General features: G+C 36.4%; 15 protein-coding genes. 9 read left to right on the forward strand and 6 right to left on the reverse strand.

All coding sequences use genetic code 11. From position 1 onward, the window contains the following. The first annotated feature begins 359 nt into the window (after positions 1-359). Positions 360-1,397, forward strand: a complete 1,038-nt coding sequence (locus BLR30_RS08730) for a L,D-transpeptidase (protein ID WP_089857240.1) — start codon at positions 360-362, stop codon at positions 1,395-1,397. Between the two features lie 223 nt (positions 1,398-1,620). Here BLR30_RS08730 and BLR30_RS08735 read toward each other — a convergent pair whose 3' ends face one another. The 3 genes from BLR30_RS08735 to BLR30_RS08745 all read right to left on the reverse strand — a co-directional run bounded on the left by BLR30_RS08735 (position 1,621) and on the right by BLR30_RS08745 (position 4,221). After that, complete coding sequence (locus BLR30_RS08735) at positions 1,621-2,145, reverse strand: hypothetical protein (protein WP_089857242.1); 525 nt, start codon at positions 2,143-2,145, stop codon at positions 1,621-1,623. A 1-nt stretch (position 2,146) separates the two neighbouring features. Then, positions 2,147-3,472 carry a PDZ domain-containing protein gene (locus BLR30_RS08740; RefSeq protein ID WP_089857244.1) on the reverse strand — a complete coding sequence of 442 codons (1,326 nt, stop codon included), beginning with the start codon at positions 3,470-3,472 and terminating at the stop codon, positions 2,147-2,149. A 110-nt stretch (positions 3,473-3,582) separates the two neighbouring features. Continuing rightward, the gene (locus tag BLR30_RS08745) at positions 3,583-4,221 is read right to left on the reverse strand and encodes an alpha/beta hydrolase (RefSeq protein ID WP_089857245.1); all 639 of its coding nucleotides are present in this window, start codon (positions 4,219-4,221) and stop codon (positions 3,583-3,585) included. A 227-nt stretch (positions 4,222-4,448) separates the two neighbouring features. Here BLR30_RS08745 and BLR30_RS08750 point away from each other — a divergent pair, with 227 nt between their 5' ends. Continuing rightward, entirely contained in the window at positions 4,449-4,901 is a 453-nt protein-coding gene (locus BLR30_RS08750; protein WP_089857247.1) for a hypothetical protein, read from the forward strand. 139 nt (positions 4,902-5,040) lie between these two features. On the opposite strand, the gene tyrS is transcribed toward BLR30_RS08750, so the two are convergent. Further along, positions 5,041-6,336, reverse strand: a complete 1,296-nt coding sequence (gene tyrS, locus BLR30_RS08755) for a tyrosine--tRNA ligase (RefSeq protein WP_089857249.1) — start codon at positions 6,334-6,336, stop codon at positions 5,041-5,043. 310 nt (positions 6,337-6,646) lie between these two features. On the opposite strand from tyrS, the gene BLR30_RS08760 reads away from it, so the two are divergent. The 3 genes from BLR30_RS08760 to BLR30_RS08770 all read left to right on the forward strand — a co-directional run bounded on the left by BLR30_RS08760 (position 6,647) and on the right by BLR30_RS08770 (position 9,582). Then, entirely contained in the window at positions 6,647-7,207 is a 561-nt protein-coding gene (locus BLR30_RS08760) for an RNA polymerase sigma factor (RefSeq protein ID WP_089857252.1), read from the forward strand. Between the two features lie 96 nt (positions 7,208-7,303). After that, positions 7,304-8,170, forward strand: a complete 867-nt coding sequence (gene lipA / locus BLR30_RS08765; RefSeq protein ID WP_089857254.1) for a lipoyl synthase — start codon at positions 7,304-7,306, stop codon at positions 8,168-8,170. A gap of 215 nt (positions 8,171-8,385) precedes the next feature. Beyond that, entirely contained in the window at positions 8,386-9,582 is a 1,197-nt protein-coding gene (locus BLR30_RS08770; RefSeq protein WP_175443632.1) for an MFS transporter, read from the forward strand. 61 nt (positions 9,583-9,643) lie between these two features. Here BLR30_RS08770 and BLR30_RS08775 read toward each other — a convergent pair whose 3' ends face one another. Continuing rightward, positions 9,644-10,024 carry a SpoIIAA family protein gene (locus tag BLR30_RS08775; protein WP_089857256.1) on the reverse strand — a complete coding sequence of 127 codons (381 nt, stop codon included), beginning with the start codon at positions 10,022-10,024 and terminating at the stop codon, positions 9,644-9,646. Positions 10,025-10,208: 184 nt separating this feature from the next. On the opposite strand from BLR30_RS08775, the gene BLR30_RS08780 reads away from it, so the two are divergent. Further along, a complete protein-coding gene (locus BLR30_RS08780) occupies positions 10,209-10,748 on the forward strand; it encodes a lipocalin family protein (protein ID WP_089857259.1) in 540 nt (179 codons plus the stop codon). 64 nt (positions 10,749-10,812) lie between these two features. On the opposite strand, the gene BLR30_RS08785 is transcribed toward BLR30_RS08780, so the two are convergent. Next, positions 10,813-11,289 (reverse strand): DUF7832 domain-containing protein, encoded by a 477-nt coding sequence (locus BLR30_RS08785; RefSeq protein ID WP_089857261.1) that lies wholly within the window; start codon positions 11,287-11,289, stop codon positions 10,813-10,815. A 113-nt stretch (positions 11,290-11,402) separates the two neighbouring features. Here BLR30_RS08785 and BLR30_RS08790 point away from each other — a divergent pair, with 113 nt between their 5' ends. The 3 genes from BLR30_RS08790 to BLR30_RS08800 all read left to right on the forward strand — a co-directional run bounded on the left by BLR30_RS08790 (position 11,403) and on the right by BLR30_RS08800 (position 17,076). Continuing rightward, a complete protein-coding gene (locus BLR30_RS08790; RefSeq protein ID WP_089857264.1) occupies positions 11,403-12,665 on the forward strand; it encodes a CinA family nicotinamide mononucleotide deamidase-related protein in 1,263 nt (420 codons plus the stop codon). Positions 12,666-12,754: 89 nt separating this feature from the next. Next, a complete protein-coding gene (locus BLR30_RS08795; protein WP_089857266.1) occupies positions 12,755-14,782 on the forward strand; it encodes a M13 family metallopeptidase in 2,028 nt (675 codons plus the stop codon). Between the two features lie 197 nt (positions 14,783-14,979). Further along, positions 14,980-17,076: a M13 family metallopeptidase gene (locus BLR30_RS08800; protein WP_089857268.1), complete on the forward strand. Its 2,097-nt coding sequence runs from the start codon at positions 14,980-14,982 to the stop codon at positions 17,074-17,076. Position 17,077: the final 1 nt, after the last annotated feature.

A 17,077-nucleotide genomic window follows, 5' to 3' on the forward strand; every position in this document is an offset into this window, starting at 1 on the left:
TAAAGAGAAATAATATCAAAATATTTCATGGGAAATTGTTAACAGAGCAGATTCCGTTAACAGTCAATGAAATGTGACTTTAGTATAGAATTCAAGAAACAAATACTCAAAATCTAATATTTTACAACATCATTGTTTTATAAACTATCTTTTGGAACTGAGCCGAACAACTAATACTTTGGATGAAATAAATGTTAATTCTTAAATTTCATTAATAAACTTCAGTTGCAGAACCATTTTTAATGTCCTTTCTCAGGCAGTCTCCGTTTTTTTACGGTATTTTATGCTTGTGCTTTTATTATTCAGATTTAGGTCTGATATTTGTACTGAGTAGCAAAACTATTTCGGTAATTTTATTTATGAAAAACATATCTGTAAAAAAATCATTTCTCTACACATTATTTATCGCTTCATTACTCGTTTCCTGTAAAAAAGATATTGAGAAAATTAACGATAAGACCAATGATACTACATCAGCCGTTGCGGAAAATTCTGAAGAAAAAGATTCTTCAATAGTAAAAAAAGATTCTGTAATACAGAAAGAATCGTTACCACCGGCAGTTCAGGAGTATGGTTTCTATAATGCTTACATTTTTCCTAAAGATAAAAAAGTTAGAGATTCTCTTTTCGCTTCATTCAATAAGAAATTTACAGAGAAAGAGCGCTATGCAATTCTCGCGTTGAACAGGCTTGATTCTAAGAATAAATGGAATGCCGATACCTTGGTAGTTCCTGCCAAAATCGACACCACTTTAATGGAATATTCTCCGTTTCCGATGCAGCTGGATGTATTGAGTCCTGTTAAAAAGTTTGTTGTATTCTCATATCCTATTCAGGCTTATGGGGTTTATTCCAATGGAAGCCTGGTAAAATGGGGTCCGACGAGCATGGGGAAAAAGTCTGCCAAAACAAAAACCGGCCTTACTTTCGCCAACTGGAAAAAGAAGCTTGCTATTTCCACCGTAAGCAGCGAATGGAAGTTACCTTATAATTTTAATATTTTCAACCTTGATGGTATCGGATGGCATCAGTATGATCTTCCGGGATATCCTGCATCGCATTCTTGTTTAAGATTACTGTTGAACGATGCAAAATGGCTCTACAGCTATGCAGATACATGGGTTCTGAATCCGGGAGGAGCCACTACCAAAGCAAAAGGAACGCCTGTCCTGGTGTATGGAGATTATCCGTGGGGCAAACGCAAACCTTGGAGAAAATTACTCAATGACCCAAATTCCAACAATATTTCTGTTGACGAAATGACCAAAATGATTGAACCGAATATCGAGAAAATCCTGAAAGAACAGGACAACAGAGAGAAGGTAGTAGATTCCATCAAAGCAGCAAAAGCAGTGATTGAACAAATGCCACAGACTACAAGAACAGTTGAACCTTAAATAAGTTTTAATTATTATATAAATATTTCCGCTATCAGAAAACTGATGCTTTGAAGTGCAATAAAAAGTGCGCAGGTTTTACCCAAAACCTGCGCACCTTTTGATCAAAACCTAAGCACCTTTCCCCTAAAACCTGCGCAGCTTTTTGTAGATGGCAGGAAGTTGCTTCATAATAATTTCTTAACATCTCTGATTTTTTAGCGATTACGAATATTCAATCAATCTAATTAATCTTTTCAAATTGTAAAGTAGATTCCTCGGCAAATCTTCTTAGCTTCATCATTTCGTCTTTAGCTTTATGTTGCCCGAATCTTGCCGCGGCATAGGTAACTAAAATGCATATAATCATGGCAAAAGAAGCATTCAGCGCCCAGGGAAACTCCTTGCTTTTAATCTGCTTTTCTACATAAAACATAGAGAAAAATACCATCCACAAAATAGAAAAGGAAAAATAAAGAAACATGAAAAATGTCCAGACCGCAGAACTTGGGCCGAAAACCCCACGTATTACGATCTGATCGTCTTCTGTTTCTATCCGTAAAGAAAGTCTGGGTTTCCAGTAGCCTTCATCTTTTGTTTCTACACAGATAGTAGCCACTTCTTTATTGATGTTTCCTGAAAATTCATCTTTATGCGCTGCAAGATATTTTTTGAGATTTTCCGCATACTCTTCTTTGGTGAGATGGGTAAACATCTTGAACCGTGGTCTGGTTCTTATTTTGTCAAGTGTTGTTTCTTCTGTATTCATATTATTCTTGATAAGGTATTGGATCTTCGAGGGTGAAGCGTAAAGACATTTGCCTGTTTTTTCTTTCAATAAGCATCTCTATTGTTTTTCCTTCTTCAGATTTCATGAGTTCCATTATTTTCTGCAGGGTCATATCGGCAGTTTTCTTTCCGTTAATGCTTATCAGCCGGTCATCTTTCTGCAATCCCGCTTTTGCTCCCGGCGAATTTTTACGGACACCGGCAATCGAAAATATAGGCTTTAAAGTAAAATTATATTGCAGATTATTATTTAAAACTTCAACACCTCCCGACAGGTTACCTTGGTTTTTGGCAGGAAGGTTTACCAGATCTTTTGTCCATTCCAGGCCATCTTGTCTGAAGTCCAAGCCACTCATATTAAAATGGAAGGGATCATTATAATTCCGGTTTTTCCTTAAATATATTTTTTCATGAGGATAATCAAAAACAACCGTAAAACGTCTCATAATGTCTCCGCCTAAAGATCCTTTTCTGTTTTCAACAAGATTGACATGCTGAATAGAATATTCATCAGGCATTGCGGTAAGAGGTTTTTCAAACTTAAAATTGCCTAAATAAAAATTATGAATTCTGCTTCTCTTACCATAAATATCACCATTAAAACCTCTTCCGAGAAAATCATCAATATTAGGACGGTTGTAAACAAAATCTTTGATAAGTTTGGGAAAGAGCCAGATCGGGTCGCTGTTTCCGAGGTCGATCAGAAGTTTGGAGCTTTTTCTTTCCCTGATCATCTCTACATCGGCAGTGATGTAAGGTTTGCTTTTTTCAATGCTTATATCCAATTCACTAAAATTCCTGATTTTTTTCCAGAATAGATTTTCATCCTTATAAATGGTAATCTTTTTTGAAATATAGTCGATAAAGACAGGATGATTCTTAAAAAAATGATACCCGATAATTCCGTTAACGGGAATTCCGACATGTGAAGAAATGTTGAAATCCTGATCCATAATGATGAATACGGTCATAGAATTATTGACGAAGTTCTTTCCGATTTTCCCGATATTATCATCCGACCGAAAACCGTCAATGCTTTTGTCACCACCCAAACCCGAAAATTTTATTTTTTCAATGTTGGTAAGCTGTACTTCTTTATTTTCAAGACTGAAAATAGAGGTCTCCGCAACTCCTGTATCCAGCAGAAAGGTAAGGTCCGCGCCGTTGATGTTTACCGGAATAAATATTAAATTGTTGATAAATTTAAAAGGAATCACTGTTTTTTTTCCTTCCTGAATTTCAAATGCATTTTGGGCGTTCGTAAGAATACCAAAGAAAAATACCAGGAAAAAATAATTCAGTTTCATTTACTGAATTTAATCATTTTATCTTTACAAAAAGAAAAAAGCACTCTCGAATGTAAGAATGCTTATCTATTTTATATTGAATAAGTGGAATATATGAATTTTTGCAAATCTTATTTTGAGAAGAATTCCATCAGATCCATATAGTTTTTCTGGTTTACACCGTGTCCGCTCATATATTCTCTGAAACTGAAGTAACAGCTGAGGTCATAGAGCAGATCCGCTGCTTTTCTTCCCCATTCCAGAGGAATTACCGCATCATCAGTACCGTGCGAAATGAAGAAGCGCAGTTTTTCAAGCTTTTTCTTGTCTTTTACGATGTCAGTTAGTAATTTTTCTTCGGGATAACTGCTCAGGCAGGCTACCAAATTGAACATTTCAGGATATTTCAGGGCAAGCGCATAACAAAGAATTCCTCCCTGGCTGAAACCGCAAAGATGGGTTTTCCCCTCTGTGATTCCGTAATGATTGATAATTTTAAGAATGCTTTCCAGAACACTGTTTAATGATTCGTTTGCCTGCTTGGTATCCACAAAACGGTCAGGATTGTTGAAATCGATATCGTACCAGGAATATCCTTCAAACTGAGTCGATCTCGGTGCCCGGAAACTTACAATGATCCAATCTTCAGGAAGTGTTTCCCTGAAGCTGAAAAGATCCTGCTCATTACTTCCGTATCCGTGAAGCATAAATAAAATAGAGGTTTGCGGTGTGATATTTTCGGGTTCTCTTACGATGTAATCTAAATTCATGAAGCAAAGATAATTAATAATGACTTATACTATAAAAATGAGACCATCTGAAATGTGATGACAATCTGTCTTATTTCATCAACCATTTTTAATTTGAGTAAAAATACAGTTTTGAATATTTATTAATTTAGCATTATTTGTAAATCTTCGTTGGAAATTTTTCATAAAACGTATTTTTATATTGATAAAAAACCTATATTTGAAACATTAAAAATCTATTTGGAAAAATGAAGCAATTTTACAAATCAAAAAGTTTACTTAGGCTTTCTTTTTTATTCGCCGTATTATTTTCGGTAATTTCTGTTCTTAACTCCTGTAAGGATGACAATGAAGACGAATTCACAGATCATATTGTGCAGTTCGAGGCAAAAATAAACGTGAATGGTCCGACTCCTGCACCGTCTACACCTCCAACAGTGAATTTTAAAGCTGTTGTCACCCAGATAGGAACAAGTCCTGAGACAACTTTCGATCCAACAGGATTAATTTGGACATCAGGAGATCAGTTTATCAACTCAAGTCAGTCTCAGTTAAATCTTGCTGCAAATGCAGTTCTTCCATATTCAGATTCTGAATTGGTTGTAAATATCTACGTTGACGGAGAGCTAGCCAAAACGAATAAAGTAACCGGGTCAGGAGAACAAAACGTTTCCACTTTCTACAGTTTCTTAGAATTATAAGAATAAAATTATTCAAACATAAGAGAAAGGCCGCTTTTAGCGGTCTTTTTTATGGAGTGGATTTGATTGACTAAATGTGCTATAAAAATCGGCGCGGAATTGAAAATTCCGCGCCGATTTTCTTTATGAATAAGAAGTCCTAAATTACTTTTACAATAAAATAATTTTTCTTTCCTTTTTGAAGCAATAAAAATTTACCATCAATAAGATCACTCTCATTAGCCGTAAAAGTATCATTTACTTTCTGTTTGTTTACGGAAATTGCATTTCCTTTGATCTCTCTGGAAGCTTCACTCTTAGACTTTAGAAATCCTGATTTTTCAGAAAGAAGATCAATAATATTTATTCCCAATGCATCCTCTTTTCCGATCTCTTTCTGTGGAACACCATCGAAAAGTTCAAGGAAAATTTCTTCATCCAGACTTACCATATCTTCAGCGGTAGAACGTCCGAAAAGGATTTCAGAAGCTTTAAGAGCTTTTTCATATTCTTCTCTTCCATGAACCCAAACCGTTACTTCTTCCGCTAATTTTTTCTGAAGTTTTCTTTCGTTTGGAGCGGTTTTATGTTCTTCAACTAAAGTTTCAATTTCTTCTTTTCCTAAGAATGTGTAGAATTTAATGAATCTTTCGGCATCATCGTCCGTTGCGTTCAACCAGAATTGGTAGAATTTGTAAGGTGAAGTTTTCTTTTTATCGAGCCAGTAGTTTTCTCCGCTTTCTGATTTTCCGAATTTAGAGCCATCAGCTTTAGTAATTAAAGGAACAGTTAATGCAAATGCTTCTCCCTGAGCTTTTCTGCGGATTAATTCCGTACCTGTCGTGATATTTCCCCACTGGTCAGAACCTCCCATCTGAAGCTTTACATTATTGTTTTGATATAAATGCAGGAAATCATATCCCTGAATCAACTGATACGTGAATTCCGTAAAACTCATTCCTTCAGCACCGGATTCTCCTGAAAATCTCTTCTTCACGGAATCTTTTGCCATCATATAATTCACCGTAATATTTTTTCCTACGTTTTTTGCAAAATCTAGGAAAGAAATATTTTTCATCCAGTCGTAATTATTTACCAACTCGGCTTTGTTGGACTCGTTCCCTGAAAAATCAAGAAATCTTGAAAGTTGATTTTTAAGGCAGTCAACATAATGAAGCAGCGTTTCTTCATCCAGAAGATTTCTCTCCGCAGACTTCCCTGAAGGATCACCGATCATTCCTGTGGCACCGCCAACTAATGCAATCGGTTTATGACCATGCTGCTGAAAATGAGCAAGTATTTTTATCTGAATAAGACTTCCGATATGTAAAGAATCTGCGGTAGGATCAAAACCGATATAAGCCGTTGTCATTTCCTTATTCAGTTGTTCATCCGTTCCGGGCATCATGTCTGCAAAAAGACCGCGCCATTTCAATTCTTCAATAAAAGAGTTCATTATTTTTAACTTTAAAATTTAATGTGCAAAGATAATCATTTCAGGGAAATAAGGACTAAAGGAACATCTTCATTTATAACTCATGGAAACTTTTAATTTATTTTTCAGGAGCTATTTCCTGCTCTCCGCACTCGCTATTTTTTGGGTTTCGGGGGCGCGGCAAAGCCGCGCTCCCGAAACCCAAAAAATGAGCTCAGACAAATGCTGCGATCAGGGCTAAACTTCATTCGGTAATACAAACTTTACATAAAAATTCATTTCATATCATGCTCATTGTATTTTCAGCTGAAAACGATTATATTTGTTAATAATGAACGACGAACAATTATTCCAGCTTATTGCTAAAGCAAAGGAAAAAGACCAGAAAGCTCAGACCAGGCTCATCAACATCTTTTGGGTTGATGTTTTTTCTTTTGTAATGAAAAAAGTTCATGATGAAAATGATGCCGACGAAATTACGGTGAATGTTTTCTCTAAGGTTTTGTCAAAGCTGGATATGTATGATCCTCATTTTCAATTTAAAACCTGGGTGCTTACCATTGCCCAAAATACGATCATTGATTTCTGGCGAAGAAAAAGCCGTGAAAACCAGGACCCTACCGAAAATCTAGAGGAAGTAAAAAATCAATATGCTAAATCTCCCGAAGAACTCATGATTTCAGACGAAGAACAGAAAAAGATTATTAAAATCATTGAGTCTTTAGATGTGAATTATCAGGATATTATCAGATTACGATTCTTTGAAGAAAAAAGTATTAAAGAAATTGCAGAAGAATTGGGAATTTCTGTTGCCAATACAAAAGTTCGCGTGATGCGGGCAAAAAAGGTTTTGGCAGAGCTACTTAAGAATAATGAATTTAATGATAATTAAATTTGAATAATAATCTGATTATAACTTTCATCAATCCTGATCTTTGATTGTTTCGATAAAAAAATCACTAACTTTGACCCTCAATTTGAGATGTACATGGAGGATTTAATTCAAAATACAACTGTTCAGAAACCAAAATGGATCCGTGTAAAACTTCCTACCGGTAAGAATTACAGAGAACTGCGAACTTTGGTTGATAAATATAAATTAAATACAATCTGCCAGAGTGGAAGCTGCCCGAATATGGGAGAATGTTGGGGAGAAGGAACGGCAACTTTCATGATTTTGGGAAATATCTGTACCAGAAGCTGTGGATTTTGTGGGGTAAAAACAGGAAAACCACTTGATGTAAACTGGGATGAACCTGAAAAAGTAGCTCGTTCGATAAAATTAATGAAAATCAAACATGCTGTTTTAACCTCGGTTGACCGTGATGATTTGAAAGATATGGGATCAATTCTTTGGGCGGAAACCGTAAATGCAGTAAGAAGAATCTCCCCGGGAACGACAATGGAAACATTAATTCCGGATTTTCAGGGAATTACGAAACATATCGACAGATTGGTTGATGTAGCACCAGAAGTGATTTCCCACAATATGGAAACCGTAAAACGTCTTACGAGAGAAGTGAGAATCCAGGCAAAATATGAAAGAAGCCTAGAAGTTTTACGATATCTGAAAGAAGCAGGACAAAGAAGAACGAAAACCGGCGTAATGCTTGGTTTGGGTGAAACTAAAGATGAGGTTTTCCAGACTATTGAAGACATCCGAAATGCAAATGTAGACGTTATTACTTTAGGTCAGTATTTACAGCCAACGAAAAAACATCTTCCTGTAAAAAGATTTATCACTCCCGAAGAGTTTGATGAGCTAGGAGACTTTGCGAGAAGTTTAGGTTTCAGACATGTTGAAAGTTCGCCTTTAGTCCGAAGTTCTTATCACGCAGAAAAACATATTCATTAAAATATAAATCGCTTCATTCCGGAGCGATTTTTTTTTAACACCTAAAGTAATTAAATATTATATTTAATGATGTTTCAGATTTTAAGATTATGTTCTTTTTTAATTAATACTTAGTTTAAATTTGACTTTATAGGTTAATATAGTAGAAGTTTATATCATTTTGGTTAAAGCAAAAATGATTATTTCTGCCGAATTTTGCACTTCTAAAGAAGATAATGAAAATAGATAAAAAAATTCTTCCGCTGGCAATCGGTGGTCTGGGAATAGGGACAACAGAGTTTACCATTATGGGGTTGCTTCCGGATATGGCAAAATCTTTACAAATCAGCATTCCTGAAGCAGGACATCTGATCTCGGCTTACGCATTCGGAGTTGTGGTGGGAGCTCCTTTACTGATCGGCTATTCGGTCAAGTTTCCACCGAAAAAAGTACTGATGGCACTGATGGTCATCTTTACCTTGTTTAATGCCTTATCTGCAATAGCACCAGACTATACCACGATGATGATTATTCGTTTCCTGTCCGGACTTCCGCATGGTGCTTTTTTTGGAGTAGGAACCGTAGTGGCTGCCAGAATGGCGACGAAAGGAAAAGAAGCATTTAATATTTCACTAATGTTTACAGGACTTACGATAGCCAATCTTGCCATGGTTCCTTTGGTTACCTATATTGGTCATACTTTTCACTGGAGATGGTATTTTGCCATTGTTTCGGTGATAGGTGTGGCGGCTCTTCTGTTTCTGAAGCTTTGGCTTCCTACGTTAAAGTCTGATGAGGAAACGCACTTTATGGAAGAGATTAAATTTCTTAAAAGAAGACAGGCATGGTTTGTATTGATGATTACGGCAATTGGATTTGGTGGTTTATTTACCTGGTTTAGCTATATCACTCCACTTATGACTATTATTTCGGGGATAAAAGAAAGCTATATGGCTTATGTGATGATTCTTGCCGGAGCGGGAATGGTTGTAGGAAACCTTGTTGGAGGCTATCTTTCGGACAGGTTGAGTCCTGAGAAAACATGTTCTTTATTATTGTTTTTAATGATGATTTCTTTGATCGGCGTATTTTTTCTTTCGGAGTATCGCAATGTATCGCTTACGCTTACTTTTATATGCGGTGCTTTGTCGATGTCTGTTGCTGCACCTATCAATATTATGATGATGAAAGCCGCTCCAAAAAGTGAAATGATGGCTGCTGCCTTTATGCAGGCTGCTTTTAACATAGCCAATGCGATGGGCGCATTTCTTGGTGGGATTCCTTTAGAGAAAGGATATGCATACAATTATCCTCCATTAGTCGGAGTGGTAATGACCCTCATAGGCTTGATTATCAGTATGAGATACAAATATCTTTATGCGTCGCAGGTGAAACCTGATCAGATTGCGGAATGTGCTTCCTGCGAAAAATAAAAACAGGCTGTCTCAATATTGAGACAGCCTTTAGTTTTTTTTGTATTGTTGAATAGGGTGCTTACGCATCTACTTCATTGCCGTTTTTGCACCAATATAAAGCGTTGTAAAGATTTCCTTTCGGAAAAGATTTAAATTCCCCGGGCATTAGAACACTGAAAATATCAGTAAAGTTCTGTACGCCTTCTTTGTCTGTAACAATTGCAGTTCTGTTCCACTTTGTTAAATTTTTTAATCCTACAAGCGCATCCTGTAACCAGGCTCCCATCGTAAAATTATCCAGATCTGTATCAAGATATAATAGATAATTTAGTTCGTTAAATTGATCCACCTTCTGTTTTACCCTCGGAATTACCAGGTTTTCAAAATCTTCTTTGGTCACTTCTCCTGTTGCATTGAAAGCCGCAACATTTTCCGGAGCTTCTGGAATAATCGTTATCATATTATAATATTTTTATTGTGGTTTAGATTTTAGGTTGATAACAAAAAGCAAACCATAATTAATATTCAGTTAATATAAAATTCAAATCTTTAAACATTGTGGTATTTTTTATTCTAAATCCAATATAAGTTTATTGTAAAGGCATTATTTTTGAAGCCTTATATACCACACAAATATTTTTATTATGAGAACCATTTACAAAATAGTTATTCCCGTTTCGTTGGGAATGATAGGTTTATTTATCTTAAGTTCATGTTCGGTAGGAATTCCAAAAGGGGCAACTGCCGTACAAAATTTCAATGCCGACAAATATCTTGGAAAATGGTATGAGATCGCCCGCTTCGATTATAAATTTGAAAAAAATATGGATAACGTAACAGCTACGTATTCCAAAAATTCGGACGGAACGATAAAAGTAGATAATAAAGGATATAATTACATTAAAAAAGAATGGAAACAATCTGTTGGTGAAGCAAGATTTGTTGATGATAAATCGGTAGCGCATCTTAAAGTTTCATTTTTTAAACCAATCTGGGCGGGCTATAATGTAGTCGATATTGACGATAATTATCAATATGCTCTGGTAATGGGAAACAGCTTAAAATACCTTTGGATTCTTTCCAGAACTAAAGAAATTCCTGAAAGCATCAGACAGAGATTTTTAGAAAAAGCAAAAAAAATAGGTTACAATACCGACGAACTCATCTGGGTAAAGCATAATTAATTCAAAAATGAGAAGCGGAAGCGTCAACAAGATTGATGCTTTCGCTTCTCATATAAAAGATGTATTAATTTACCCCTCTATATTCCTTCCACTCCTCAAAACGATAATCAATGATCTGTTTCATAAGATCATAATTTTCGTATGTATCTTCAATATGATAAAAAGTTTCGTATTCATAATCATTTTCTTCAGCTTTAGCATCAAAAAGATTGACATAATCATCGGCAAATGAACTGAATTTGTTGCCGAAATCTGTCTCGTCTTTATAATAATCTTCCGCAAAAGCATTTCCCATTGCATTCAGGTCGTATTCTGAAAATTTCCCGTCCATTGCATCCATAACAAACTCTGCTCCGGTGATTTTTCTATGCTTCAGTTGCTCGATTTCCTCTTGTGAATCCTCCAGCAGTTCCTTTGATGCTAGCCCTTTATCAATACACCAGTTGATAAACATTCCCGTGTGTGTGGCTCCGTTTTTCTCGACTAGACCTTCAGGGAAATCGCCGCCGTAATGCCAAGAAGCATCGTCATATTTCGACATATCTTATTTATAGTTTTAAACAATTTTAACCAAAAATAGAAAAAATCAATTTATATTGCCGGTCATGGAGAATTTTCCGTCATTTGCGGAGAATTTTTTTCAATGTTTAATATATGAAAAATGCTGTTCTCATTACTATTGGTGACGAAATCCTTTCCGGAAATACAGTAGACACCAATTCTAACTTCATCGCGAACGAACTCAAAAACATAGGAGTAAGAGTTTCACAGATACTTACTATCTCAGATGAAATTGAAATTATTAAAAATGCTATTAAAGCTGCTTTCGAAATTGGTGATTTAATCATCACAACCGGAGGATTGGGACCTACAAGGGATGATAAAACCAAGAAAGCGATTGCAGAATTTTTCAATGATGAAATAGCTCTTGATGAAGAAACTTTTAATCACCTCAAAGCTTATATGGAACGACGTGGGCGTTTAGAAATTCTGGAAAGGAACCGCGAGCAGGCTTTCGTTCCGACAAAATCAAAAGTTTTTCAGAATCATTACGGAACGGCACCGTGCATGATGATGGAACAGGACGGGAAACTGCTTTTCAGCCTTCCGGGAGTTCCTTATGAGGTAAAACCGCTTATCAAAGATCAGATTATTCCTTATCTTCAGCAGAAGTTCAGCCTGAATTATATTTCTTCAAGAATCGTTTCCGTAGTGGGAATTCCCGAAAGCATTCTGGCCGATATGATCGAGGACTGGGAGCTGGCTTTACCACGGAATCTGTCGCTGTCGTATCTTCCTGTCGGAACCCGTGTTAAATTGCGACTCACGGCAACCGGCGAAAATGATGCAATTTTACAGCAGCAGCTTGAAGAGGAAATTCAGAAAGTATTGCCTTTAATTAAAGATCATGTCATTGCCACTTCAGAAGATAAAATTGAAAAGATTTTGGCTGAAATTTTATCGGAACGGAAACTGACGGTTTCAACGGCGGAAAGCTGCACAGGTGGAGAACTTGCGAAGATGATTACGTCGAATCCAGGCAGTTCTACCTATTTTCTGGGAGGAATTGTTGCGTATGCAACAGAAAAGAAGGTCGAGATTTTAAAGGTAAAAAAAGAAACGATAGAAGAATTTACAGTAGTCAGTGAACAGGTTGCTGCAGAAATGGCGGAGGGCTGCCAAAAGCTATTCAAAACTGATATTGCTTTATCTACAACAGGCGTTGCCGGTCCCGGAAAAGGAGAAGATGGTAAAGAGGTGGGAACCGTTTTTTATACCATTAAAGTTAACGAAAAAGTGGTAACCTCAAAACTCTATATGCCGCATCTGGATCGCCTGGATTTTATGCATTTTGTATCACAGAAGGTGATTCAGGATCTGGTTGGTATTTTAATTTCAGATAAAAACCATTCATAAAAAATATGAATTAAAATATTTTAAAAACAGAAAATTTTAAAGTAACAAATTTTAAATTAAACATACATATTGTATAAATTGTAATTATAATGAAAAAAATAACGCTTTCTTTGCTTTTAGCAGCAGGGATTTGTTCACAGAATGTGAACGCGCAAACTTCAGACAAAGGCTTGGATCTTAGTCTGATGGATAAAACCGTTCGTCCTCAGGATGATTTTTATAACTATGTGAGCGGAACATGGATGAAAACGGCTAAAATCCCTTCTGATAAACCGACTTGGGGAAGTTTCAACAAGCTTGCGGAAGATACCGATAATCATTCCATGACCATCCTGAATTCTTTACTTAAAGATAAATTTGCTGATGGAACAGAAGGTAAAAAAATCCAGGATCTGTATGCTACCTACATGAATATGCAGAAGAGAAATGCAGATGGAATTAAACCTATTCAGGCAAATATCAAGAAAATTGATGCTATTAAAAACCTTACAGATCTTCAGAATTATCTGACTTCCGTGACAAAGGAGGGTGAAAATACATTCTACGGCTGGGGAGTAGATGCAGATCTGAAAGATTCTAAAATGAATGCAGTTTATTTAGGAAATGCATCATTAGGATTGGGAAGAGATTACTATCAGAAAGTAAACGAAAAAAATACGGAAGCTCTTAACGAATATACAAAATATGTGGCTTCCATGTTGAAAGAGTTAGGATACAAAAATGCCGATGCAGCAGCAAAAGGTATTGTAGACTACGAAAAAAGCATTGCTCAGACCTATCTTACTAACGAGCAAAGCCGTGACAATACGCTTCAGTATAATCCTGAAACAATGGCCGAACTTAAGGCCCTTGTAAAAAATGTAGACCTTCCGACTTATCTTAAGAATGTTGGTGTCAATACAGATAGGGTAATTATCGGTGAATTAGGATACTACAAAAACTTAGATAAATTTATCAGCACTCAGAATCTTCCCGTGATTAAGGATTATCTTAAATTCCACATGATTAATGGAAGTGCTTCTTACCTAAGCGAAAAATTAGGGGATATGAGATTTGCTTTTTATGGTAAATATTTAAGAGGTCAGCAGGAACAGAGAGCTTTAAACAAGAGAGGTTACGAACTAATCAACGGAACCTTGGGTGAAGCTTTCGGGAAACTTTATGTTGAAAAATATTTCCCTGCAGAAGCCAAAGCACAGATGGTTGAGCTTATCGACTATTTGAAGAAAAGTTTTGCCGTACACATCAATAATTTAGCGTGGATGTCTTCTACAACAAAGGAAAAAGCAATGCAGAAATTAAATAAATTCACTGTGAAAGTTGCATATCCTGATAAATGGAAAGATTATTCTAAATTAACGATCGTTCCTGAATCTAAAGGAGGGAATCTTTATTCAAATCTTCAGAATATTACAGAATGGCAGTACAATAAAGATTTAGCTAAAATCGGAAAACCGGTTGATAAATCAGAATGGGGAATGACTCCACAAACGGTGAATGCTTACTACAACCCGGTAAACAACGAAATTGTATTCCCTGCAGCAATCTTACAGCCGCCTTTCTTCAATCCTAAAGCTGATGCAGCGGTGAATTTCGGTGGAATCGGTGCCGTTATCGGTCACGAAATGAGCCACGGATTTGATGATTCCGGTGCACAGTTCGATGCAGACGGAAACCTTGTTGACTGGTGGACTCCGGAAGATAAAGCCAACTTTGAAAAAGCTACTAAAGCCCTTGCCGCACAGTACGACAAATATGAACCGGTAAAAGGAACTTTCGTAAACGGAACATTCACCAATGGTGAAAATATCGCCGATTTAGGTGGTGTAAATATTGCTTACGATGCTCTTCAGATGTATTTAAAAGATAAAGGAAACCCTGGACTCATCAGTGGTTATACACAAGATCAAAGGTTCTTCCTTAGCTGGGCAACCGTTTGGAGAACAATGTCTAGTGAAAAATACATGGTAAACCAGGTAAAAACAGATCCGCACTCTCCGGGATATTTCAGAAGTTTCGGACCTATTATTAATGTTGATGCTTTCTACAAAGCATTCGACGTGAAGCCGGGAGATAAATTGTATAAAGCTCCTGCAGACAGAATTAAAATCTGGTAATCATTACCCAAGAATAGTAAAACCGTTCAGCAATGAGCGGTTTTTTTATTTAATGAATTATAAAAAATAAATTCAACATAAATAATATCTTGAACTTTGAATCTGGAACCTTTTCACTATTTATTGATTATCATTAATCACTTATCATCAAAATTTGTATATTTGGTAAGTTTGTGTAAGAATCAAAAATATTTTTAATGAAAAAGCTAAATATTGGAATACTTGCCTTCTCAGGACTTGTATTTTTAAATTCATGTGGTACAGCAAAAACAGCAGATACGCAAAAACCGAAAACCGTGGAAGAAGTTGTTGCAAAGCCGGTAAAAGAGCAAATGAAAGAAGAAGGAATCAATTTATCATACATGGATAAAACCGTTCGTCCACAGGATGATTTTTTTAGCTATGTGAACGGAAATTGGGTGAAAACCACTCAAATCCCATCAGATAAAGCTAGTTGGGGATCTTTCAATGCACTGAGAGAAAATGTAGATGATGCTTCCTTGGATATTTTAAACAAAATTTTATCCGAATCTTATCCTGCGGGTTCTGAAGGTCAAAAAATCCAGAATCTATATGCCTCTTTTATGGATACGGCGAAAAGAAATGCAGAAGGTTTGTCACCAATCAAAGGAGATTTAGCAAAAATTGATGCCATCAAAAATCTTAATGATTTGCAGAATTATTTACTTGAAGCTACTAAGCTGGGAGATAATTCTTTCTATGGATGGAGAGTAGGTGCAGACATGAAGAACTCTAAAATGAATGCCGTTTATCTTGGTGGCCCTGATCTTGGTTTGGGAAGAGATTATTACCAGAAAGTAAATGAAGCCAATGCCAAAACCCTGGCGGAATATCAATCATATGTAGGGAAACTCTTTGGCGTTTTAGGGTATAAAAATGCTGAAACTTCTGCCCAAAATGTAGTTGATTTCGAAAAACAGCTGGCCAATTATTTATTAACTCTTGAGCAAAACAGGAATGCTAATCTGAGATATAATCCAAAGAACGTTTCTGAACTTCCGGCTCTTGTGAAAAATGTAAACCTCGAAAAATATCTTAAAGAAGCAGGTGTTAATACAGACAGGGTAATCATTGGAGAACTGAAGTATTACCAAAATATGGATTCTTTCCTTACGCAGAAAAATCTCCCTCTTTTGAAAGATTATCTTAAATACCATCTAATTAATGGAAATGCAGGTAATCTGGATGAAAATCTCGAACAGATCAGATTTGATTTCTATTCTAAATATCTTCAGGGACAAAAAGAACAGCGTCCGATGAACAAGAGAGGACTTTCTCTCGTAAACGGTGTTCTTGGTGAAGCTTTCGGTAAATTATATGTTGAAAAATATTTCACTCCGGAATCTAAAGCACAGATGGAAACGTATATTGATTACATTTTAAAATCATTTAAGCAACATATAAATGATATGGATTGGATGTCTCCCGCAACGAAAGTGAAAGCTCAGGAGAAATTATCTAAATTCACGGTAAAAATTGCCTATCCGGACAAATGGAAAGACTATACCCAGCTGAAAGTAGAATCTCCCAAAGCTGGCGCAACATTATACTCCAATCTTCAGAATGTTTCCGCATGGCAATATCAAAGAAGTCTGGATAAAATAGGAAAACCTGTAGACAAAACAGAATGGGGAATGAGTCCGCAAACAGTAAATGCATATTACAGCGGATCAAACAACGAAATCGTTTTTCCGGCAGCAATCCTTCAGCCTCCGTTCTACAACCCAAAAGCAGATGCAGCAGTTAACTTCGGCGGAATTGGTGCAGTGATCGGTCACGAGATTTCCCACGGATTCGACGACAGTGGCTCCAGATTCGATGGAGATGGAAACCTTAATAACTGGTGGACAGATGAAGACCGTAAGAATTTCGATGCAAAAGTTGCTCAATTAGCAGCTCAGTACAGCGCTTATGAGCCTGTAAAAGGAAGTTTTGTAAACGGTAAATTTACCAGCGGTGAAAATATTGGAGACCTTGGTGGAGTCGCGGTTGCTTACGATGCACTTCAGATGTATCTTAAAGATCATGGAAATCCAGGGTTAATCAGCGGTTTTACGCAGGATCAGAGATTTTTTATGAGCTGGGCAACCGTTTGGAGAACAAAATCTACGGATCAGTATATGACCAATCAGGTGAAAACAGACCCGCACTCTCCGGGAGTATTCAGAGCATTTGGCCCTTTGGTGAATCAGGATGCATTTATAAAAGCATTTGATATAAAACCTGGTGACAAAATGTACAAAGCTCCTGAAGACAGAATAAAAATTTGGTAAG

Origin of the sequence: Chryseobacterium taeanense, from assembly GCF_900099685.1 — a bacterium.
Classification (GTDB): Bacteria; Bacteroidota; Bacteroidia; order Flavobacteriales; family Weeksellaceae; genus Chryseobacterium; species Chryseobacterium taeanense.